This window comes from Paenibacillus harenae, assembly GCF_030812415.1.
GTDB lineage: Bacteria > Bacillota > Bacilli > Paenibacillales > Paenibacillaceae > Pristimantibacillus > Pristimantibacillus harenae_A.
On the sequence record NZ_JAUSST010000003.1, the window covers coordinates 16,614 to 39,476 of the forward strand.

The following is a 22,863-nucleotide window of genomic DNA, read 5'->3' on the forward strand; positions in this document are numbered from 1 at the left end:
AAGCTTTGAATTGGGGGGAATGACAATAAAGGGTATGATTTCCTTCAAACAAGCACGGGGTAACTCCCTTTATTGAGGTGATAGCGTGGGGAAGAAGTGACGGATCAATGGATTTGTTCTAAAAATGGCTTCGTTTCGATTTTTAGATTTTTAGGGGTATAAAAACAGAGGCCTTGGCTTATAACCAAGAACCCCTATGATTTAAACAGACGTGTCGCTTCATAATCTTATTTCTGCTTCCCATTTAACTGTAGCAATGTTCTCTGGGCAGCCTTTTTCGATCAAATGTGGATATATCTTTATCTTAATAGCGTGATGATCTGTTACGCTTTGCTTAACAGGGAACGCACGCCAGTGATGATTAAGGCGACGGCGAATACGATCACGATTATGATGCCTACCGCGTCAATTAGAGGTTCCAAGCTTGGCAGCAATCCCGATACAGGGATGTAAATTAGGCTGAAACCACCGATGACACCGCCCAGGTAGTTAAGAAACTTAGACATAGTATTTCCCTCCTCTAGCGATAATACACAGCTTATGCATGAAGATTGATAGTGTGTTAGACAAATGAATGCATATAGTCGTGGGAATTGGCACAGTTTACTAATCCGTAGTTCGGTTAGTTGCGATGACCTTTCTAACAGAAGCTGTAAGAGGACAAGAACATATTTCGTTAGGCTTTATTTCATATACAACCGAACCTACCCTTGTATATGCAGAAATGGATAAGCTTATCTCAGAGGAAGATCTCTCCGATGAGGAATTGGAACAACCAGAGCTAGTCGAAAGATTGAAACGAGAAGGGATTCATCCTCTTGCGTCAACTTTTACAGAGTTAATTAACAGACTTTATTCGAGTGATGAGTAATAATACCTTGGTTCTTTAAGCTAACGGATACGATAGTTCAACCACAACATGACGGCAGCCGGCCACACGATCGGCTGCCGTTGTTCATTGAAGTAACGGGCAGCTATGCGTGGTGATAATTAAAATATCTACTTTCACTAGTGTTGGCGATGCTTCATGGTATGAGCGATGCTTAGATGATATTGTTAGTGAGTATAGTGGTAAGCCGTTTGCACTTCAATACCAAATGTTTGAGCAAATGATCGATTATTCATAATGTTAAGCAGGTTTGATAAATTGATTTCCGCAACGAAGGAGACATTAGTACGGCAGTTGAAGCTCATCGATTTTAAAGAAGGATTCAGGTTCTTCAATCATTCGATTGAGAGAGTCTTAGAAGAATATCAAAGAATAAATGTAGATATGGATTGTTATAATATAACATTCTGGGTTAACTCCTTGTGTATTAAGGATGGAAAGGCCATTAGAAAGCAAATTACATAACATGAAGTAAATATTATTTTTAGACGCCTTACTCGATGAATACATCGCCTTGCGGCTTATACGCCCTGGCGATGTATTTTTTATGCCTTGAAGTCGATTAGGCGAATCAGGAGATGCTGCTCCAGGCATTTCGGCTAATTTGTGCTGCAAGTGGTTACGAAACGTCTGGAGGGATTTATAAGATCTACTCCGAATTACTAGGGATAACAAGATAATCGGAGGGTTGAAGCTTGAAGGATCAAATGGCAAAGGCCAGTGAGCCAACTGCGGCCGTACAAAGAAAAACGGAGACCGCTGCTCCCGTCACGGCTGAGCAAGGCTTCGGCGGAGTTTACGGCGGGTATTCGCCGGAGTTGATTATGCAGCTTCAGAAAAGCGCAGGCAACCGTGCTGTTAACCAGCTGCTGGCAAGCCGTTCAGCAGGCTCGGTACTTGGCGGCTTGGAGGGTTCAAGTCCTCCTGCACAGCTGGCCAAGGAGGCAGAGCCTAATCGGACAGGCATGCCGGACAGTCTGAAGAGCGGTCTTGAGACGATGTCGGGCATGGATTTATCGGATGTATCCGTTCATTACAACTCCTCACGACCGGCAGAGCTTCAGGCTCACGCCTATGCGCAAGGCAATGACATCCATATTGCGCCAGGACAAGAGCAGCATCTCCCGCATGAAGGCTGGCATGTCGTGCAGCAGCGGCAGGGGCGTGTCAGACCGACCACACAGCTCAAGGGTGCGGCCATCAATGATAATAGCGCACTGGAGCAGGAAGCGGATCAAATGGGAGCGCAAGCGAGCAGGCTGGGAACAGCCTCGCACACGCTGTCGGAATCAGCAAACCGTGCAGCATCCTCTGCCGCTATTCCCCAGAGGAAGTCCTTTGGTCCTCTTCCGGTTGCCTCCGCGGATGCACCGATTCAACGTGCGCTGGTCCGGGATCAAGAGGTCATTGACGAACGCGGCGATACGTTTAGATGGGGCAAGTTCAAGGGCAAGAGGGATGACGTCAATCCTACCCATTCAGCCATCGAGGAAGGAAGAGGCACAACGCTGACCACCGGAGTCGATGCCAAAACCAAAGCGCAGTGGAGCCCAATCGACGGTTTGGCGGGTGAAGGAAAGCGAGTAGAGGCGCTCGTTGGTCCCGATCATAATCTAGGAACATCGCCTAGTCATGCCAATGCGGAGGCGAGGGTCAATGCATTCAAGGCGTTATCGGGCAAATCCTATATCTCGGGCCATCTGCTTAATGAAAAGCTGGGCGGACCAGGCAACGACCCGCGGAATTTGACCGCCATCTCGGGCTCGGCGAATACGCTGCAAAGCTCGAATATTGAGAAGCTCGTTCGTGATCCGGTGAACGAGGATGGCGATTGGTACAAGTACATCGTAGACGTACAGTACAAGGACGATTCAACGGTTATGAAAGACAGCAATCCGAAGCTGCAGGCCTATGATAAGCTTGCCAAGAAGCCTACTGGTGTTGTCATTACCGATTTAGGAGGCAAGAAGAAGATTGACGTGCGTTACGCCTCCAAGCTGACAGCCAACTGGTATCAGGTCAATACCAAGGGCGGCAGATACGGCGCGGAATTCAAGAAAAACCTGAACATGGATTCTCCGCTTGCCGGCGGAAAGTCCAGTATGGCCGAGAAGAAGGGTGAAGGCGAGATTGCAGTCAAGCCCGACAAAAAGACTAGAGGTAAAGCCGCTCGAACGGATATCGACGCCGAAGAATTGGTGCTGACGACAAGCAATCTGCTCAAGACCGTTATCGAAAACCGCGAAGGCTTAATCGAGAGGCTCAATGAGGTGCGCGGCAGCAACAAAGAGCTGGCGGAGCTTGTGAAGGAGCTTGAGACGCTCGTTGACCAGGGCGAAGGAGAGTCTATTGAGCTTCGTGACATCGTCTATGATTACGGGTATGACTGGGGCTACGATCATGGCAAGGCGGCCTATAATGATAATGTGGACTATTACGAGGATGACGGAAATAATGGTGCCTACAGCGAGGGATATGCGAAAGGCTACGAGCAGGGAAATTTTGATGCCAGGCAATATGAGCTCGGTCATTCCCATGGCAGAGAGGACGGCTATTATGAGTCGGGCTACACCGAGTACGAGAAATATAATGATATGCATGACAATCAATCTTACCGTGGCGGCTACGAAGCGGGTGATGCTGACGGCCGCTATGACTACTGGTATGAGCGTGGGGAGCAGGACGGCTATCGCGATGGTCTGGAGGATCAGGAATGGCATCTGGTCAGCCAAGAGGAGGGGTATCTGGAAGGCTACGAGAAATCCTATGCAGATGGCTTGAAGGAGAGTCCGTTCGCGAAGGGGAAAAGGCCGATTTGTGAGAACATAAAGCTGACCTATGACGCTAACGAGGCCAATCAATTTAAATATAAGGAGTTCGACGGCACGACCGTCGTTTCTCTGACGGGTGAAAGTGATTATTTCAACAATGAGAAGTGGTATGAGGTGGAAGTCATGTTCTCGACCCATCATATTTTGCAAAACTATATAAAAAACAATAAGTTTGCGAAAGCATTGATGCACAAGGATTGGATTCGAGAGGGTAAATAAGTATAATCCTCTGACGCATTACAGGACGTACGTGACTCGGAGTACATCGCTGTTGCGGCGATGTACTCATTGTGCTGTACTCCAATATGTCTAAAGTCTACAAAACTCCGATTACTCTGATATTGTCAAGCTGTCTATGACGAATTGTAACAAATAGATGAGCAGGTGCTGCGGCGGCCTGCTCATTTTATTAAGCTAACGGGCAGTTTACGTTAATGAGTAGCTGTTTTTAGAAGGAAATCCATTGGTTTATTATTAATATATCATACAGAGAGAGGTGAGATTTGATGTATGACTATATAAGCATCCATTCTGATGATTACACGAAAAAAGTAACGTCGAAGAATTTGGAACATTACTTAATTAATAATCTAGGTTTTGAAAAAGTTAGTCATCTAACATTTTACAAAGAACTCCATGGAGAACCAATCGAGCTAAGAGGCATCCCTGCTGAACTAGATGGTAGCTACGCGTTTAATACACTAGAGGGTGTTGAAGAAGTAAACTTAATTGAAATAGATTTGCCGAGATCCATTAGTGACATATTAGAACACGCCATAACTGGCATTGCTATTGCCATTTCTAAAGAGTTCTCATGGATTATAGATGAGGACCATGGATTAAGCTAACGGGTAGAACCGGAAGGGCTACCGCGTTGTAAACCCTTCGTTACGCTAACGGGCAGTTTTCGTTAAACCTTATTGAACAAAAGCCCCCATTAGTTGAAAAAGACGATATAATAACTTTTAAAGTATAGAGTAGTATTTGTATTCGCAAGAGGAGGTTCGTTCTCATGAATATTTTAATTTTAGGTGCAACTGGACGAGTTGGAAGTCAAATAGTTACTTATGCCCTTCATGACAGACATCATGTTACTGTATTAGTTCGCACTCCAGAGAAGTTTCAAATAAATAATGAAAATTTAACGATTATTCAAGGGAATGTTTTAAATAAAGAAGATATAGTACGTGCAACACATGGGATTGATGTAATTATTAGCTCACTAAATACTGATGGGACAACTACTCTATCAGAAAGTATGCCTCTAATTATCGAAGCAATGCAAAACGAAGGTATACAACGAATTATAACTATAGGAACTGCTGGCATCCTACAAAGTAGAACCACCCCAAATTCACTGCGTTATCAGTCAAGCGAATCAAAGCAGAAGTCAACCCGTGCAGCAAAAGAACATCATAAAGTTTACGATATGCTAAAACAATCAATACTCGAATGGACTATTGTCTGTCCTACGTATTTGCCTGATGGAGAAAGTGTAGGTAAATATCGTGTAGACCGTAATTTTTTGCCGGAAGGTGGTGTTGAAATATCCGTGTCGGATACAGCAGAATTTACATATAGCCAGATAAAAAGTAGCGATTTTATAAAATCACGTGTGGGTATCGCCTACTAATACTATAAAAGAAATACTTTCTTTGGTGGAGTGATCAAGGGAGAGTATGCACTACTGAAGGTTATAAGAGAAGATTACTTAACGAAAAACAGTCCAAATTTGATTAAGCTCCCTCGAAATGATTCAGTTTCCTCACTCAGACTCATGAATTCGCAGGATTTCATCCTGTAGTTAAGATGAAGAGAAGGATAATGGGGAGCCGGTGGCTATGAGATGGGCGGAACTGGGCATGCGGAAATAAAGGTGAATAGAAATCACCCATATTGTTCCATGATACGCACGTCTCCACTTCGCCTTAGAGATTCTCACTCCCATGTCTCAACGGGTCATAGCCCTTTCATTCCTTCGTCACATCTTAACTAAGGGGTGGAGGTCGGTCTTTCTAACGGAACGGGTCCGAGCCCTTTTGTTTAACGTATCCCGATACTCCGTGCTTCTTGTCATCCTGCGAATACTTGAGCTGGTGAGGATCGTTTAGTTTTATGCTGCTTGTGGGAATACTTTGGTCGGTTCGTAAACAATGCTGCTTCTAGCCAAAGCGATAAGCATTCGTGCTACTTTACCGATTAATTTCATGATGGATTTCATCTTCTTCATCTTCTTCTCCTCAACATTGTAGCGATGTGCCGCTCGAACTTCCGGATTAGTCATGACGGTACTCATCGTCATGAGATAGAGAAAATGACGTAAGCGTGGCCGGCCTCGCTTACTAAGCACCATCTTTCCTCGCCATTTCCCTGAGCTAGCCTCAGCAAGATTCAACCCAGCATGACGAAGCAAGGCATTACCATGCGCATAGCCACTTAGATCACCAGCTTCGCCGAGTATACCGGCTAGATTTGTTACATAAACACCTCGTATTTCAAGGAGTTTTTGTGCATAGGGAATGCGTTCAAGTATGATTCGAACCTCATGCTCAATTTGTTCAAGCTGACGCTGAGCGAGGTCATATTCTTCAATTAATTGCCCAAGATGGAGCTTGTAAGCATGAAGTGCTTGAGTAGTACCTACACTGGTTTTTGCAAGTGAAATGAGCTGTTCAGCACGTTTAACACCAGCATGACGCTTTACATACTGCTTCCAACCGGCAATGACTTGTTCCGTATCTAGCTGGCTGATTTCTTTCGGTAGAGGAAAGAGCCTAAGTGTTGCGATTGCACTGGTGCAAGTAAGGATTTTAAAGACCTGGCGAAGTTCGGGGAATACAATATCTACCCACCGATGAATCTGATTTACCGCGGCGTTGAGGCGTTTGGTAACAGTCTCTCGATTTGCCATTAAAATACGCAGTTCCTCGTAGTCTCCGGGATGGAAACGAACAGGAGAGTAGTACCCGTTTTTGACCATGTCTGCAATGACTAGTGCATCCTTATGATCACTCTTAGACGGTGTGTTATCCCGATTTTCCTTGTTCTTTTTGACGAGATGAGGATTCACTAGAACGGACTCAGAGCCAGCGTGCTAGACTAAACCAGTAGTGGCCTGTGGGCTCCATGCCAACGATGACGCTGCTAAGTCTGTAGGATTTGAGTAGATCTTGGATCCAACGTTCGAACTGATTGAACCCTTCACGATGGTTACCAAACTCGAGTGGGGTTCCCAAAGCAATCCCACGAAAGCTGACAGCGCGAGCCACATGGACTTCTTGAGCGATATCTACACCAATGACCAAGTGATGAACGGTAATGTTTTCAATGAGTTGATTTTGCTTGTCCTGTGCCTTAAACTTCATAGTAGAGCGACCTCCTGATGGGCTTTTTGAGGCTTTTGACCTCGTGCGTAATCCCATCGTACAGAGGCGCTCGTTTTTGTTCAAACTCCAAATTATTCGTTTTACAGGAATTCTAACGGGAAACGTTAGTTCAATAAACAGCGGCAGTTTTGGACTTAATATCTGAGTCCAAGGCTACCGCTGTTCCTATTTTTAAGCAGTCTAATCGATTTATTACTCGAGCATATCCCGCGACGATATGTTTCCTCAGACAGCGCATGTGGAGTCGGTCATATTGATGGTTCGAAAATGAGATGTGACAGTACCGCTCAAATGTAATGTTGATGAAGGTTTAGTAGACTTACCTCAGCTGAGAGGGCGCTTCGCTGGCAGTGAAGAGGTCAGCGGTTCGATCCCTCTAAGGTCCACCATACACGATAAACGCACGCAGTCCGTCGGGGCTGCGTTTTTCAAAATTGGGGCGTTCCATGCGTAGGGAGTGCTGAGAAACTTCAACGAATTGTCATCAACGGACGAAGTATCTGGATTGTCAACATAATAAGGAACTCGGGAGTGTATCAACACTACTAGGCTCAGAATAAAGGAATACAGTTGATTAGCAAACACTTAAAGTGTTTGTTAGAATTTAATTATAGTGTTAATCAAAGGTGAGGGTTATGTTATGCCAAAAAATGATAATATGCTAACCATTCTATGGATGTTGAATTCGGAAGAGAAATTGACTGCGAAGCAAATATCGGAAAAGTTGGAGATAAATATAAGAACAGTTTATCGGTATATGGATGCATTATGTGCCAGTGGCGTCCCTATCATATCCGACACCGGGCACAATGGCGGGTATAGCTTGCTGCACAATTTTATCAAATCTCCTCTGTTATTTAGTATGGATGAAAAAAAGACACTGCTTCATGCTGCCCTATTTGCAAAAGAAGCCGGGTATCCTTTGAGTGAGGCATTAGAGAATGCAACATCCAAGTTGAAAATGTATTCGAATCAGGAGCAGGAAAGGTTACTAAGCCATCATTTAGCCGGATTTGAAGTAATAAACCGCAGGGGATACCCCGCTGTACAGCCGGTATTGCAGGAATTGGAGCACGCTGTAGCAAATGAATGGTCTGTAGAAATTTCTTATCGTAACAGTCATGAAGAGCAGTCCCCCAATAGGGTAATAGACCCCTATGGCGTGGTTAATTGGAACAATAAGTGGTACACCATTGCATTCTGCCACCTGCGGAATGAGATCCGCAGCTTTCGGGTAGAACGAATTCTGAGCATCACACGCACGCCATTCTCATTTAGGCGTCCCAATGAATTTTCAGCGCGTACTTTTTTTATGAATAATCTGTTACCAGATGTAGCAGGTAAATCCGGATACATTTCTTTAATTATTAGTGGCAAGGCAGAGGCGTTGGATGATCTATGCATACATTGGTTTTTGGAGCATCATTTGCAGGAGCGGACATCGACGCAAGCCATTTTTTTACTTGAGGAAGAAGCGCTGTATACACATGTTCCGTTAATCATTCTTCCTTATGGGAAATCCATTCGAGTTATAGAGCCACAGAATCTAAAGAATAAACTTGTGGCGGTTGCTTCAGAGTTAATGGAATATTATCAAGTTTAACAGCTTCACTGACAGCAGTTGTCAGTGAGGTTGTTTTATTATAAGGATAACCACTCATTACAGATGAATGGTTGCTGTTACCTAATAAACTTGATGAGGAGCACTTAGAAATGAATAATACCGTATATCTTTATGTGTTTGATACCATGTCCGATTGGGAAATAGGTTATTTAGCCGCCGAACTGAACTCTGGAAGATACTTCAGACAGGGGCTGGCTCCTGCCAAAATAGTCACCGTTGGGATAGAAAAGACTCTAGTAACTACAATGGGCGGATTGAAAATAATGCCTGACATCAAAGTGGATGAGTGCAGCATTAAAAGCGTAGATGCACTGATTTTACCTGGTGGAAATACATGGACAGAAGCTGTTCACGTACCCATATTAAAAATGGCCGAGATGTGTTTAAAGGAAGGGATAGTCGTTGGAGCAATTTGCGGTGCTACCTTAGGACTTGCTCAAGCAGGATTGTTAGATTCACGTTGGCACACAAGCAATGATTTGGCCTACCTTAAAATGATCTGCCATTCTTACACGGGCGAAGAATATTACAAAGTGGAATCTGCTGTTACCGATGGGGAATTGATCACTGCATCCGGAGTAGCTCCATTAGAATTTTCTGTTCATGTTTTAAAAGCGCTAGATGTATTTTCTCCCAAAACATTAGACGCTTGGTATCGTCTTAATAAAACTCATGAACCTAAATACTTCCACGAGCTAATGAGTTCAATCCAATGATAATATAGGGATACAAGGCATGTGGAGTGTGTGGTAATGATATATCGGGATTGAAGAAAATGGAATATGATGAGATGAACTTCCATTTTCAATATATTAATGCAGCGAATGTAGTAGGCTGAAGAGGGAGAGAGACTACTAAGTGTAAGGTATTTATTGAAAAAAGACTCATGGAAAATATAAGTGGGCTGAGGATTATATTAAATAAGTTCAATTTAAAGGTGTGCGACCTGCGAGGTTCCGCTGACTTCCGTCAAGTATCCAAAGCAAAAACTCGGCAAAAAAGCCGACGAGTATTTGTTGAATATGATTCAAACCGATAGTCCGGGAAATGAGGGATTATGATACAGACCGTCATTGATAGCGCGTGCATCGACAGCGGCACCCAAGTGATAATGAAGCAGGCATAGACCAAAGCCCTATGCTACTGTCGTGTGTTTAGTACCGAATGCGGTAATGCCCAGAAGCGTTCGAGTACATGGCGCTGGAGCAGTTCGTCATGTCAACAACCATTTCGACTGAATCCTGCTCCCAAGGGTTTGCGTTCCCCTTGTCAATTTCAATGCAAAAAAGCCCGTATGCGATTACCGCATGCGGGCTGTTTCTGCAACGTGGCACTGCTGCCCTAGCTTATTTGTTGCCTAAGGACTGAAGGATACTTTGCACTAAAGCCGCATAACCGGACTCCAGTCCTTTCCCCGTCTGGGCACTTACTTCATTGCTAAGGGCGTTCAGGGCATTGCTTGTTTTCTTGGCGTCGTTGCCGGCCGCTTGCACCTGCTTCACCTTCGCTAATAGGCTGCTTAGCAGATCAGGTTTCGTAATGAAGCCGTTGTCACTGCCTGATTGGAACAACGAGTCCAGATGCGCGATTTCCATATAAACGGTTATCTGACGTGTGACCGTAACGGAATTTCCCGCCTTATCGCTTGCTGTCACGACGATGGAATGTACACCGAGCGATAGACTCAATGGTGTTGCTGTAATTAATTGGGAGGCAGGCTTACCGTCACATGTGACGGATACCGAATCCACGCCGCTAGTTGCATCGGATGCCACAATCGGATAGTTCAGAGCATCACTAATCAGAAGCTTCGAGATGTCAGGCATCGTAATAGTAGGGGCTGTCAGATCGATCTGAATGATCTTCTCCTTCACCGCTTCCTTGTTGCCTGCCTGGTCCTCGCTGTAGTAACGAAGAGTGTGAATCCCCTCCGATGAAATCGATACAGAATTGCCGGTGGTATAGGCTCCTCCGTCCAAGCTGTAGTACGTGGAAGCAACTCCGCTGTCTGCATCGGTCGCTTGAAGGACTACGTTCACGGGATGGGTCTGCCACCCGGTTGGGGCGTTATCCATGGTTACAGGAGGTGTTTTTCTCTGCGCGAACATCCAATCAAAGACGTCTGTGTAGTCATTGTTCCAAGCCGGCAAGTTAGAGGACTGCGCCGTGGGAGCTATGCTCCAAGTCCCCATCGTTATCTGGTTGTAAAGAACCGCAGCTTCAACCTCGTGAGCTATATAATCAGGCAGGGCAGGTGTGTTGGCCGGATTCGGCCTCTGACTCGGCTGATCGAATTGATTGTAGGGCCACGTAAGAGCCTCATTGCTCTCAAAGCGCGAAGCCCTCGCGTTGGTCATTTTCGGCATATTGGTGTTTATGAAGTTCGTGAGGTTAGTCTGGTATATGCCAACGTTATTAGCATTGATAAACATCCAATAGGCCAGTTTGGCGTGAGCGCCGTTGGTGCTCGCGTTCGGTGATCCGTTTACCGGAGACATAGGTGCGGCGGCTGCGAAGAAGCCGGGGTAGTCGTTAACTAAGCTGTTCGTATACAGGCCGCCCCATGAGAAGCCCGCCACGTAAATACGGTTAGGGTCTACTGCGCTGCTGGCAACCAGGTCGTCTATAACCTTCTTAACATTGGCTGTAGAGGGAGTAGATGTGCCATTATAGGAAATATTCAGTATATGGCTGGCGTATTTCTCGGGATTTTCTTCCATTTTCTTCATTAAAGCGACCGAGCCGTTGGCGGATTTCATGGCCGCTTTGGGGTCTGTTGCAGCGTCTGTGCCGCCACGTGACCTGCCGTGGGTATAGACATACAGCGGTAATCGTTGCACCACATTACCGTTGCCATCCTTGTGAAGGTAGAGCGCGCGATTGACCGAATCGCTCGTGGATGTTGTAAACTTGTCAAGGATCGGATTCACAACTTTGTCCTGTTCAAAAACCACGTTGCTAAGCGAACTCCCATCTGTCAGTGCGATCCCGTCGTTCTGGACGATGTTGTAAACCTGCTTTGTCGAGTTACTGATGCCATCCAACGTTATATTGCCGCCGCTCTCTGAATAAAACTCAAACTCAACTACGATGTAACGGCCGCTTGCCAGTCCTTCCTGATAATCTGGGGAATTGCTTACCGTGCCCTTATAGCCGCGTACCTTTGGTTTGTCATTGGCGTATACCCTTATGATCTTGCGCGTCCCTTCAAAGGTCACCGAGTCGCCCTTCAGGGTCGTGTTCCTAGCCGAGACGGTAAACAAGCCCGGTTTAAGCGAGGAGCCTAACGCCGCCTTCCCATCGCCTAAGTCAATGATGACAGCCGTCGTGTACTCGCCACGGGCGAAGTTGTCATTCCATACGATAAAGGGAAGCTGCTTCGCGTTCGGATCGTTTTTGAATGTCACGTGAATGGTATGGTCAGCCTCAATATTTGCAAAGGTATAAGTGCCAGCAGATAGAGTCACGGCCTCGCCGTCTACCGTTACGGTATCCACGATTTTGCCGTTATTGGGGGTAAACGTAAATTCTTTGCTTGAGCCCTTAGCTAGTCTCAGAACATCGCCTGGTGGGTTCGGCGTTATTGCACCGCCCGATCCCGCCGTGGCGGTGATTGAGAATCTGTTGTCCACTTCATTGGCTGAAGAGAGCTGCAGGCTGTCTCTAAATGAAGCATCGCTGGAATAACCCGCGTCCGGAACTCCGAAAGAGGAAACGACTTCATAGCGGTCACCGCCCTTGTCCGTCGAGTTATTGATATAGACCTCAAAGGTAAGCTTGCCTTCCTGTAAGGTCAAGGTTCTTTTGGGTATTCTCATCTCCACGATATATCCTGTATCCGTGATCTGGGTCCACGCAGCTCTGCCCGGAGCGGACTGCCCTGAGAACACGCCCGTCGCGCTGACACGCCATTGGTTTGAGCCTCCGGATCCGTTGCCGACATAAAACTCCAGGCTGTCGTACGTGTGATCTCCGCCGGCTCCCTGATATAGATTGCTGTCCTTCACAACTACGCGGGCATACAGGTAGTCGTGGTCCCACAGGATTCTGGCTGTGCCCGTGGCATGGGGTCTGGGGTCGTCGGGTACAGTGCTTTTGTTGATGAGATGCTCCATTGTCAAGGCCCATAGTGGGTCGTTTGACCCGAGTTCGGGAGTTCCGAAAATGGCGGTCGGCGTATCATTCGCCTGCAAGGTTGTAGGAGTTGTAGAACTGAGGTCGCCATCAAGTGCTTCTGCGTACTTGATGTTGTCAGTGGCGACGGCAAAGCTGGCAGGCATTAGCGATGCCACCATTACCAAGCAACAGAGGAACGCGAGTACTTTGCTAAATCGTTTTAGCATCAATGAAAATCCTCCTTATTTTTCGATCCGGTGCGCCTACGGCTTACCCGCATCGTATTCGGACACATTGTCAATTTGACAAACGCCCAACTATATGATGTGGTATATTTACCAGGTTTTCAACCTGTCAAAATATAGAATCTATGGAAACGCTTTCTCCTAGAAATCTTTAACAATAATCATGATTCAATTCAAATAAATGCTGATGTTAAAGTGGCTTGTTTATCTCAGATTCAAGGCGAAATGCTAAAGGATTCTAATACAATACTAGAAGAATTCATCGATGCTGGGTTTAAAACTTATAAGGAGATTAGATCATATATTTCAAAGTATTGCTTTGAAGGTACCTATACACAAATAGCACTGGAGAAAGCCATTGAAGACCATAAAGGTGCGATTCTCATGATTTCTATTCTGTGGTAAATGGTATGGATTATGTTTTAATCATTGACGATAAGACGATTCGAAAAATGAGTATTCAAAAATTTAGAAAGATGATTTATGCTAGTCATTTTGATAGAGACTATTTAGAAACTGAACAAAAGAAAAAAACAGTTGAAACGAAAATAGATTTGGCTTTAGGTGGAAAAGTATCAACAAAAAAGACACTGGAATAGGATCTCAGTGTCTTTTTTTGTATGCAACGTGGGCAAATTTGCGTTCTAAAACATGGGATTACAGGACCAATTGGATATTAAGCTAACGGGTACGTTAGCTCAATGAATTAAGACACGGCAACCGACATAATGGCTGCCGTTTCTCAACTAACTGGGAGTATAGCAGAGAAACTAGTTCTATTATTAAGCTTGCACCAATAAAATAGAGATGTGAAAGCGATGTAAGGCGCGACATCGTTTAACGTAAAAGAAGCCTAATGGTTCCTTATTGAACAAAAATACAGTTTTTGAAAATTGCTGCAGAGTCATCCTCAACAGGATGGCTTTTTTGTACGCTAAACATTCGTAACAGAATATGTATTCTGTTACGAATCAGTCGAAAATTTATTTTCACGAATGGAAAGTGGTCTTGTGTCCCTGTGTTTAGTGAAACAATACGGCGTTCCGGCTCTTAAGAGCTGCTATTAACTTTCGGATTCCTGGCTGCGTCATTAAGCTAACGGGCTGAATAACGCAACACTTTCTATTCCATTGAATTGTCGTGCTGATTTGTGCATTGCTGGCTCAGTATGGATTAAAATAGGGAAATGGGTCCGTCGGCAAAAATAATGCCAAAACAACAAGGAGAAGATGATTATGATTTCAGATTGGAAACAAGCGGAGGAAGCATTGAGGGATATTGAGGTCGTTGGTCATGAAAACAATAAACCTGTTTCCGTCATCGGTTTTGCAGAAGATTTGCGTTGCATTGGCATCGGAACGGACGCCGCGGTCTTTTATTACCAGGACACCCCTAATTACGCATATAAAGTGTATTCCGCTCAGTCATTAGAGAAAAAGGAAGTGGAAGCAGGTATATACAAACGCTTAAAAGGATCGCAGTATTTCCCCCAATGTTATGGAGTCGGACCTAACTATTTGGTTTTAAGTTTTGAACAAGGAGTTACCTTATATGATTGTCTTCTACAAGGTGTCCGTGTTCCAGAACAAGTGATCCAAGACGTTGAGGAGGCCCGCGAGTTTGTCCGAAGTCAGGGGCTGAACCCAAGGGATATTCATTTAAAAAATGTTCTTTTGCAAGAGGGAAGAGGAAAAGTTCTTGATGTTTCGGAATATATCAAGGAAGGAAACGATAGTCGATGGGAACACTTGGTATGGGCATACAAACATTTTTATCCTCTGATATGCGAGTTACAGGTACCTTTATGGATCTTGGAAACCATAACGAACTGGTATAACCGGATCGATACGGCAAGTTTTGGAATAGAAGACTTCTCTAAACGTGTGAGTCGGCTTTTCTTTGGGGAACGCAAATGAACGGGGACAAGATTACTATCTCAGACCCTTGTTTATATTTCTGTTGAAATTTTATATATTCGAGCCTTAATCCTCCAAAAAGAACAGAACAGCTCGATTATGTGCGAAGAGTTGAACGATGGCAGAGATAAGCAGCAACTCGTGTTAGGCGAATACGATGGATTGGAAGAAGATTCCACCACCGAAATGAATTTTTTACTCAATGGCGATCTCACTCTATAATAAGTGAACAAATGAAGCTGGCATTAAGCTAACGGGTAACGATAGTTAAATCCTGAAGGGCTGCCGCGTGGTAGCCCTTCGCTCAAGTAACTGGCAGGATAGTTTCAATGGTATTACTAGAATTAAGGCCTTTTGTTGCATAAACAAGGAAACAAAAAGATGGGTTTCTTCAGTCGAACGTTCATGTTATTGTATTTTCATACAGAGTGCTCGCTATGTTCCAGGCGATGGAGGTGAAGGAATCGGGTGAAAACTACACGGGAGACTATCGTACGCGTCTCGTTTCAGCTTTTTCTGAGAAAGAGCTTCAAGGAAGTTACGATAAAAGAGATTGTAGAAAACGCGGGAGTGTCTCAAGGTGCCTTCTTTCATTATTTTAAGACAAAAGACGAACTTTTTCTCGAAATTGTGGAGAATTCTCTTCAGACCATCCTTGATATGCATTTTACTAAATTTGACAATAGTTCCCTTTATAAATATTATCACGATTATATAGAGTGGTTAACGGGAGAAGGTCGTGATTTCGATTTGAACTACTTCTCTTTGTTCTTCGACGTGTTAAAGCTATTTCCGCATTTTCGGGAGAAGTTGGCTAAGATCCAACAAGCGGAGTTGGATGCTTGGATGAATGTCATTCACGGTGCCAAAAGCATTGGGGAGATCCGAACATCTATGAGTGCCGAACAAATTGCAAAGATGTTTGTTTCTACTTCCGATGGAATCGGCATACGAAGCATCCTAGTAGGAATCGATGGCCTCTCAATGAAGCGTACGTTGATGGAATTGTGGGATGGAATATACTTAGAGCTAAAAGCATAATTTTTTTTAAATAAAACATAGCGAGCACTCGGTTTGTATATATTGATGAGGAGGTTGTATCATGAGTACCGAAATTAACAAAATTCATCATGTAGGACATGTTGTCTATGATATGGAAATGGCGTTGGAGCTGTACAGGAAGCTAGGTTTCATATGCAAGCCGCCTGCCTATCCGACAATGGTTGAACAAGAAGGCGGGACACCTAGACCGTTTGGAGCAGCTAATGCTCATATCGACTTTGTCGAAAATTTTATTGAAATCGTAACGACCGTGCAGGAAGGGGGGAGAATTCCTCATGATGCCCATTTCATACCGCTTTCGGCGCCTCCAGCCGTACTTTCACGAATCATCGCCTCGATCAAGCGTACTGTTGCCACTATCTCTCGCTGTCTGGCCCGCTTTGAAGGAACGCATATTTTGGTCTTCTCCACTTCCGATGCGATTACTTCTGCGGCTCGTCTGGACCAGGGAAAAGTAGGACACGGAGGTGTCAATACGATACAACGTCCCGTGGAGACATCGACCGGTACGCAAATGGTTCCTGTACGCTTGCTCGAAATCGATGACGAACAAGTGTCCGAAGGACGGTTAGCATTCGCTGAAAATCCACCATCGGAAGCTTTGCAGACACAGATTCATACGGAGCATCCGAATGGGGCAATCGAGTTAGTCGAAGCGATCCTGTGCGTCGAAGATGGAGAGCTTGATGCATGTGCGGCGCGATATCGACTTTATTTGGGAACTCAGCCGCAAAAAGAAGGGGAGGTATGTGTGTTTGATCTCGATGGCGGGCGCATTACGATCATTCCTAAGTCCCGTTTAACCGATTTGCTTCCGGGAGAAACCCTCCCGTCTTTACCGGGATTTGCAGGATATGCAGTAAAAGTGCGTGACCTTTCTGTTACCCGACAGCATCTTGAATCAAATGGATTTCAGGTTATTGAGACAGTGAGGGAAGATGTTTTTGTACCGGGCGCCTCCCTTCTCGGAACGGCTCTCATTTTCAGGCAAGGCTGAACATTAGACTCATAATTATAACCAACCGACTTTAAAAGATATTCTAATGTGAAGCTTATAAAACATAAGCTTTTATCAGAATGAATAAATAGGCGATCACAAGGCGGCATTGACTCCAAGCGGACTGACCTGCTTGGTCGAGCGGCTGTAAAAAGAGGGGCTCGTTCACTTCGAACGAACGCAGGAGGATCGGCGAGGCTCTTATGCGGTAATTACTCGTGAGGGCAAGCGGGCATTTTTGAAAGCTTGTCCAACGTATGAGCAGGGGATATATGCTTATTTCATAAGTATGCTTGATGAAGAGGAGTGCCGAGTTTTATGGTATTGTCAGCTCTCCGGCATGGTAAATACTCTATGCTGTTTGACACTTATATAGAGAGGATCGTTCAATTTGCCGCAAAAAATGATTAACGTCATCCGTTTTCATGAATATGGCGGACCCGAAGCATTAAAGCATGAACGAATTCCATGTCCTGAACCAAAGGATGAAGAAGTACTTATTCGTATACATGCTGCCGGAGTATTACCTGCAGATTGGAAACTACGTCAAGGATTGTTTAAAGAGGTTCGTTCGATTCGATTCCCTTATATACCAGGAACATCTTTTGCTGGCATCGTTGAGGATGTAGGAGCAGGTGTTACGAATTTCCGGAAAGGACAGCAGGTATTCGGCAGAAGTACTACGGGAACATATGCAGAATATACAGTTGCTTCTACAGATTTTCTTGTTCTTAAGCCACATTCGATCAGTTTTGATGAAGCAGCCACGATATCAGGAGGTGCAGCAACCGCATGGCGGGCACTTATGTATGATGGAGAGTTGAAAGCCGGGGACCGAGTCCTGGTTCATGGGGCAGCCGGCGGTGTCGGTTTGTTCGCTGTCCAATTCGCCAAATGGAAAGGTGCGCATGTGATTGGAACAGCCTCAGCGGCAAATGTGGATTTTGTACGTTCTTTAGGCGCTGAGACGGTAATCGATTATACCTCCACATCGTTTGAACAAGTGGTGCAAGATGTGGATCTTGTGCTTGACACCGTGGGTGGAGAGACACTTGAACGTTCTTGGTCTGTAGTAAAAACTGGGGGGACCATTGTTTCTTTACTGGAACAACCGTCTTTGGAAAAAGCGAAGGGGCTTGGCATCAAGGCATTAAAGCCGAGCCAACTTTCTACAAAAGAAGATTTGGAAACCATTGCCCACTTGTTCGAAGAGGAAATCGTAAAGACCTTTATTGCGAGAACGTTTCCTTTGCATGAAGCCGGGTTTGCCCACGAATTGAGCCAGCGAGGACACGGAAGTGGCCGTATCGTGCTCCATATTTCCGACTAACCCAAAATGGGCAGTTCTTGAAGAGGCAATTGGCGACAGTTCTCTTTCTGGAATCATTGCAAGCTTGCATCAGGCCGGATGTATCAGCTCGCCATGGTATTGCTATGAATGAACTTATGGATACCTTTTTTCGTGTCTTTATTGACGGAATCCTGGAGCCGATATATGCGTCTGAACAATAAGTGGTCACCGTACCATTTCGAACGGAAGAGAGGGATCTCAAATATGGAAAACGCTAGATTAACAAGTCTCTTAACAGTAGTGTCATCCACCATTACTTTATCCGTCATGCTGTTCATTACTATAGGATCTGGTATTGCCATCGAGTACGGTCTGATCAGCTTACTTGCATTAATTGGTTGGTTAAAATTTTCATATAAGTCAACACCTAGTCAAACTAATACCTTACCAAAATATATATTAGGCATTGTATTGATTGTTGCTTTAAACACAGTTCGATATACAGCTGACTTCTCACAATTTGTTTATTTGAATTACAATCAGTGGTTCACAGAATCTTTCACACTTAATCACATGCAATGGTTTGTATGGATGGTATGTCTGCCAGTCTCCCTTTTACTTTTTGGTGGATATTACTTGAGCAAACGTCAAACCGTCGGTTACTTCTTCGCTTGGTGGGGGTTTATTTATTTCACAATTGAATCTCTCATACAATTACAGGTAGAGTTAGGAAATTATTCATCCTATAATCATGTTTACTATTTGGGTCTCATTTTAGCGATGTTGCTATTCTATATCAGTGTATCTGGTATCTTGAAGCTCATTAAACCTAAAGAAGAAGAGCAAAAAATTGAAGATTATCAGCCTTTGACCAAAAAGCAAAAGAATTTATGGTCTTTACTATTGGTGACATTTGTTGTGGTATATGCTGTAACCCTTTATACGCAAGCTGGTCCCTTACCCGTTGGAGTAATTGTAGGGTCCATGATGGGAGGAATGATTGGTTGGCGGAAAACGACTTCCAATATTCCAGCAGATCCTTATAAACTAGTTCCTTTATACCTTTTATTACAAGCACTTTTTTACATTCACGTTGGAGAAGAAGTGCTCACACACTTTAACCGGGGAATTGCATCCATTTCAGGACACCCATGGTCTGACGTGGAATTTGATTACGTTATCACTTTCTTAGGACCCATCTTTTGGGTATTTGGAGCATATAGTCTATGGAAAAGACAAGTATTTGGAAATTTCATCTTATGGTTTATGATTGTTGGAATGATTTTAGGGGAACCAACCCATTTTCTTGTATTCCCTATCGTAAGAATGGTCAAAGAGGGAATCGGTTACGAATATTTTTCAGGCATGTACACGGCTTTGTTCCCTATGATACCAGCAATATTAGGATTAATCATAATTGTAAAAGATCATAAGAAACATAAGAAGGCGATAAATAATGTTTAGATATTGTTTACTCTTTGTAATATTTTTTATATTATCGATTGACACCTCTTATGCGCACGGATTTGGTGGAAGTGGGTTTCTACATCCATTAACAGGAATTGATCATCTTTTTGCGATGGTAGCTGTAGGGCTTTGGAGTGCTCAAATAGGAGGAAGAGCAGTGTACCTAGTACCTTCTTGCTTCTTATTTATGATGGCAGTTGGGGGGATTGTTGGGTTTCAAGAAATTCAACTTAGCAATGTAGAGTTTATGATTGCCTTATCAGTTTTGTTATTAGGCTTAGCTATATTTTTAAACAAAAAGAGCTCAATCGTCTTGGCCGGATTGGGAGTTGCCATTTTCGGATTTTTTCATGGGTATGCCCATGGTGCTGAAATCCCCAATACATTAAATCATATTGAATACATGATTGGATTTCTAGTTACAACTCTAGGTTTACACATCATTGGTGCAGTTAGCGGATTACTCATCCTAGAAAAAAGAAAAGGATCGACCACTTTAAGGTTCTCAGGCTTAACGATTTTTGTTATTGGAGTATATTTAACAATATTAAAGATTTAAAATGTCATTGGGCTCTAGTAATGAGCCGCCCAGTTTCAAACCCGGGCGGCTCTTCTTCGCGAAAAGGGGACTGGGATCAATCCGGTGATGAAATCCTGCGAATGAGTGAGTATATGTGAGATAAACCCTTAAAACCGAGGGACGGGTACGATAGCATAATAATTACCGGCCGGTGGCCGGCTAATTTTATACACGAAATGAGGAATGTACAAATTCCTCGGCTACGTTCACGCCCAGAAGACATCACAGGTAATACGTCTTATTCCCATTTCTGTCTAGCCACTCTTCCTGCAGAAGACCCATGATCACCTGATCGCGGAAGCCATTCATCGTCCACATGGCTTTGCGCCGCACACCCTCCACAGTGAAACCCACTTTCTCATAGCAACGAATCGCCCGCTTGTTATCAACAAAAGTGTCCATGTCGATACGGTTCAGGTTGTAGCGCGCGAAGAGAATCTTTACAAATTCCGATAATGCAGCCGCCCCGTACCCTTTGCCCCAGTAGCGGCGGTCACCGATCAGCATGCCGATTGTGGCCCTGTGCGCCACCCGGACCATGTTGCGGAAGGAAATCTGGCCAATCACTACAGGCTCCTCTTGAGCATCCTCTTGCACCTCAATCACGAAAAAGCGTCGCGTATCGAGGGGCGACTGATTCCGGAACTCCTCAACCAGCTGCTCTCGCGCCGGAATCGCGTTGCCAAACCCGCCTGACGCCCAAAACATCACTTCTTCATCCAACCGAAACCGATAGATCGTATCCACATCACGGAGTTCCACTGGTCGAATCTTGATCAAACGAATTTTGGGATGAAGAAGGCAGAGAAGAAATTGTGGAACCTATGTTTGGTTGGCTTTCAACTTCGCTTACACGCTATCCAGAGACATTAAACGTAAAAACCATGGTACATACTCGCTCGGTAGGTATCCGTCCATATATTAAACTTGAACCAACAGACCACCCACTAGCTATTGAACAAACAAATGGGATCAATACCGGCGATCGCAACGAACTGAAGCTAAACCTTACCCACCCGGAAGAACTTTATATGAACATCTTTACTTTCCTGGGTAACCGAAGTAAGCAGTCATAGTGGCATGCATCTTGCAAAGGAAAATAGCTTCAAATAATTACCCGGAATTAGTTAACAGACAGGGTTGCCAACGGCAGTCTCCATTGTGCTAACGGGTACTATTGATTAATACGTACAAAACAGCTACCATGTCGCAGGCAACAAAGGCACCAATTTTCCCTAAGAGCTCAGCTATCCATGGTGGTATACTTGATAAGTCTAGGGAAATTTTATGATTTTGTTCAGTGTGCTTCTTATGTTTGGGCTCCAAAGAAATAGGAGGCTAATAATGTTTGTATTACTTCTCATCACAAGAAGTACAGCTGGGCTTAAGTTAACGGATAACAGTTGGTTCAAGTAATCGAAGAGACGAAGAGGGGGAAACCGAAATGAAGACGATCAAGTGCATGATGGATCACCTGTACTGGGCGGACGGACGCATCTTGGACGCGCTCGAGGAGAGTGGGACGAAGAACAAGGACCTTCTGAAGCTGGCTCGGCACGTCGCGGTCGCGGAACGAGTCTGGCTGTCCCGATTGCAGGGCAAGGGCAGCGCGCAATATTCGTTGTGGGAGGAAGCGGAAGACCTGACGGCGGTCCGGACGATGTTCGAAAAAAACGCCGCGCAATATTGCGTCTATATCGAAGAGCTTGAGGAATCCGAGTTGGACGAGATGATCGACTATGCAAACCAGAGCGGGGTTCCGTTCCGAACGTCCGTCCGGGACATCCTGTTGCAGGTCCTCTTACATGGGCAATATCACCGAGGACAGATCAACCGGGCGCTTCGGATCGAATCGGCAGAGCCTGTCCAAGTCGATTACATCACGTTCGCGAGGCTCTAACAGGGCTTAGGGGCGGTAACGGATGTGGGGTTATTCAAAAAACAGAATTTTGATAAACTTACAGTTGAAGTGATCGTGAATGTAAGCAAAACATATATGAACGTGTCTAAGTACAAGCGTGTGCTAACTCCTGCAATCTTCGAAAGCGTGTATCTCTAGGTAAATGAAATTAGGTTAAACTATCAGAATCGAACGACTTACGAATAGAGAATGGACTTCAAGCTAATTATGACATTCAATACTTTAGAACAAAGCTTGAAGTATTTCTCAAGGGTGTATAGATGTGATATGGGAAGCCGGATTTCCTTTGCGTAAAGGAATCTGGCTTTTTGGTTTTCAATATTATGCTTAACGTACAATTTTCCCGAAATGGTACGGTGAAACGTTTTTCTTTAAAAACATACAGTTTATCCTTAAAAAACCGCATTGTATTCAAGCTATAGGTGATGTATTTTTTAATAGAGTTTGTAAACGTTTTCATTGAATGATTTTACCTAAGGCAAGAAATAAGGAGGGAGATACATATTCATTTGATAGATTTAACTGCATCATATTCGTA

16 protein-coding genes and 3 pseudogenes are annotated in these 22,863 nt (G+C 44.4%); 14 read left to right on the forward strand and 5 right to left on the reverse strand.

Features of this window, described 5'->3' with window-relative positions; genetic code table 11:
- Positions 1–323: 323 nt before the first annotated feature.
- Positions 324–506, reverse strand: a complete 183-nt coding sequence (locus tag J2T14_RS10200) for a hypothetical protein (RefSeq protein WP_307205359.1) — start codon at positions 504–506, stop codon at positions 324–326.
- Positions 507–1,584: 1,078 nt separating this feature from the next.
- Between J2T14_RS10200 and J2T14_RS10205 the strand changes: the two genes are divergently transcribed.
- From J2T14_RS10205 to J2T14_RS10215, 3 genes are all read left to right on the forward strand, one after another.
- A complete protein-coding gene (locus J2T14_RS10205) occupies positions 1,585–3,939 on the forward strand; it encodes an eCIS core domain-containing protein (RefSeq protein ID WP_307470456.1) in 2,355 nt (784 codons plus the stop codon).
- Between the two features lie 287 nt (positions 3,940–4,226).
- Positions 4,227–4,568 carry a hypothetical protein gene (locus tag J2T14_RS10210; protein ID WP_307470458.1) on the forward strand — a complete coding sequence of 114 codons (342 nt, stop codon included), beginning with the start codon at positions 4,227–4,229 and terminating at the stop codon, positions 4,566–4,568.
- A 164-nt stretch (positions 4,569–4,732) separates the two neighbouring features.
- Positions 4,733–5,353 carry an NAD(P)-dependent oxidoreductase gene (locus J2T14_RS10215; RefSeq protein ID WP_307470460.1) on the forward strand — a complete coding sequence of 207 codons (621 nt, stop codon included), beginning with the start codon at positions 4,733–4,735 and terminating at the stop codon, positions 5,351–5,353.
- Between the two features lie 480 nt (positions 5,354–5,833).
- Here J2T14_RS10215 and J2T14_RS10220 read toward each other — a convergent pair.
- Positions 5,834–7,085: pseudogene (locus J2T14_RS10220) on the reverse strand (IS110 family transposase).
- A 661-nt stretch (positions 7,086–7,746) separates the two neighbouring features.
- On the opposite strand from J2T14_RS10220, the gene J2T14_RS10225 reads away from it, so the two are divergent.
- Together J2T14_RS10225 and J2T14_RS10230 are read left to right on the forward strand one after the other, a co-directional pair.
- Entirely contained in the window at positions 7,747–8,709 is a 963-nt protein-coding gene (locus J2T14_RS10225) for a helix-turn-helix transcriptional regulator (RefSeq protein ID WP_307203395.1), read from the forward strand.
- Positions 8,710–8,819: 110 nt separating this feature from the next.
- A complete protein-coding gene (locus tag J2T14_RS10230) occupies positions 8,820–9,446 on the forward strand; it encodes a type 1 glutamine amidotransferase family protein (protein WP_307203394.1) in 627 nt (208 codons plus the stop codon).
- Between the two features lie 438 nt (positions 9,447–9,884).
- On the opposite strand, the gene J2T14_RS30850 is transcribed toward J2T14_RS10230, so the two are convergent.
- The gene (locus tag J2T14_RS30850; protein WP_373458138.1) at positions 9,885–10,064 is read right to left on the reverse strand and encodes a sugar-binding protein; all 180 of its coding nucleotides are present in this window, start codon (positions 10,062–10,064) and stop codon (positions 9,885–9,887) included.
- A gap of 12 nt (positions 10,065–10,076) precedes the next feature.
- Positions 10,077–13,073, reverse strand: coding sequence for an OmpL47-type beta-barrel domain-containing protein (locus J2T14_RS10235; RefSeq protein ID WP_307470461.1), 2,997 nt, complete (start codon positions 13,071–13,073; stop codon positions 10,077–10,079).
- A gap of 156 nt (positions 13,074–13,229) precedes the next feature.
- Here J2T14_RS10235 and J2T14_RS10240 point away from each other — a divergent pair.
- From J2T14_RS10240 to J2T14_RS10270, 7 genes and pseudogenes are all read left to right on the forward strand, one after another.
- Positions 13,230–13,690, forward strand: a pseudogene (locus J2T14_RS10240) (ABC transporter ATP-binding protein); the annotation flags it as partial.
- A gap of 636 nt (positions 13,691–14,326) precedes the next feature.
- Positions 14,327–15,007 (forward strand): serine/threonine protein kinase, encoded by a 681-nt coding sequence (locus J2T14_RS10245; RefSeq protein WP_307203393.1) that lies wholly within the window; start codon positions 14,327–14,329, stop codon positions 15,005–15,007.
- 468 nt (positions 15,008–15,475) lie between these two features.
- Entirely contained in the window at positions 15,476–16,048 is a 573-nt protein-coding gene (locus J2T14_RS10250) for a TetR/AcrR family transcriptional regulator (protein ID WP_307470463.1), read from the forward strand.
- Between the two features lie 61 nt (positions 16,049–16,109).
- A complete protein-coding gene (locus J2T14_RS10255; RefSeq protein WP_307470465.1) occupies positions 16,110–17,066 on the forward strand; it encodes a VOC family protein in 957 nt (318 codons plus the stop codon).
- 391 nt (positions 17,067–17,457) lie between these two features.
- The gene (locus tag J2T14_RS10260) at positions 17,458–18,396 is read left to right on the forward strand and encodes an NADP-dependent oxidoreductase (RefSeq protein WP_307470466.1); all 939 of its coding nucleotides are present in this window, start codon (positions 17,458–17,460) and stop codon (positions 18,394–18,396) included.
- A gap of 225 nt (positions 18,397–18,621) precedes the next feature.
- On the forward strand, positions 18,622–19,821 hold the full coding sequence (locus tag J2T14_RS10265) for a hypothetical protein (RefSeq protein WP_307470467.1): 1,200 nt from the start codon (positions 18,622–18,624) through the stop codon (positions 19,819–19,821).
- Positions 19,814–20,383 (forward strand): HupE/UreJ family protein, encoded by a 570-nt coding sequence (locus tag J2T14_RS10270; RefSeq protein ID WP_307470468.1) that lies wholly within the window; start codon positions 19,814–19,816, stop codon positions 20,381–20,383. Before J2T14_RS10265 ends, J2T14_RS10270 begins: the two co-directional genes overlap by 8 nt.
- 243 nt (positions 20,384–20,626) lie before the next feature.
- On the opposite strand, the gene J2T14_RS10275 is transcribed toward J2T14_RS10270, so the two are convergent.
- A complete protein-coding gene (locus tag J2T14_RS10275; RefSeq protein ID WP_307470469.1) occupies positions 20,627–21,166 on the reverse strand; it encodes a GNAT family N-acetyltransferase in 540 nt (179 codons plus the stop codon).
- A 20-nt stretch (positions 21,167–21,186) separates the two neighbouring features.
- Here J2T14_RS10275 and J2T14_RS10280 point away from each other — a divergent pair.
- Positions 21,187–21,480, forward strand: a pseudogene (locus J2T14_RS10280) (DUF2199 domain-containing protein); the annotation flags it as partial.
- Positions 21,481–21,848: 368 nt separating this feature from the next.
- Positions 21,849–22,304 (forward strand): DinB family protein, encoded by a 456-nt coding sequence (locus J2T14_RS10285; RefSeq protein WP_307470471.1) that lies wholly within the window; start codon positions 21,849–21,851, stop codon positions 22,302–22,304.
- The last annotated feature ends 559 nt before the right edge of the window (positions 22,305–22,863 follow it).

Coding starts and splice junctions, on each gene's coding strand:
- J2T14_RS10200 (WP_307205359.1), bottom strand. CDS start 506: ATGTCTAAGTTTCTTAACTACCTGGGCGGTGTCATCGGTGGTTTCAGC.
- J2T14_RS10210 (WP_307470458.1), top strand. CDS start 4,227: ATGTATGACTATATAAGCATCCATTCTGATGATTACACGAAAAAAGTA.
- J2T14_RS10215 (WP_307470460.1), top strand. CDS start 4,733: ATGAATATTTTAATTTTAGGTGCAACTGGACGAGTTGGAAGTCAAATA.
- J2T14_RS10225 (WP_307203395.1), top strand. CDS start 7,747: ATGCCAAAAAATGATAATATGCTAACCATTCTATGGATGTTGAATTCG.
- J2T14_RS10230 (WP_307203394.1), top strand. CDS start 8,820: ATGAATAATACCGTATATCTTTATGTGTTTGATACCATGTCCGATTGG.
- J2T14_RS10235 (WP_307470461.1), bottom strand. CDS start 13,073: ATGCTAAAACGATTTAGCAAAGTACTCGCGTTCCTCTGTTGCTTGGTA.
- J2T14_RS10245 (WP_307203393.1), top strand. CDS start 14,327: ATGATTTCAGATTGGAAACAAGCGGAGGAAGCATTGAGGGATATTGAG.
- J2T14_RS10255 (WP_307470465.1), top strand. CDS start 16,110: ATGAGTACCGAAATTAACAAAATTCATCATGTAGGACATGTTGTCTAT.
- J2T14_RS10265 (WP_307470467.1), top strand. CDS start 18,622: ATGGAAAACGCTAGATTAACAAGTCTCTTAACAGTAGTGTCATCCACC.
- J2T14_RS10270 (WP_307470468.1), top strand. CDS start 19,814: ATGTTTAGATATTGTTTACTCTTTGTAATATTTTTTATATTATCGATT.
- J2T14_RS10285 (WP_307470471.1), top strand. CDS start 21,849: ATGAAGACGATCAAGTGCATGATGGATCACCTGTACTGGGCGGACGGA.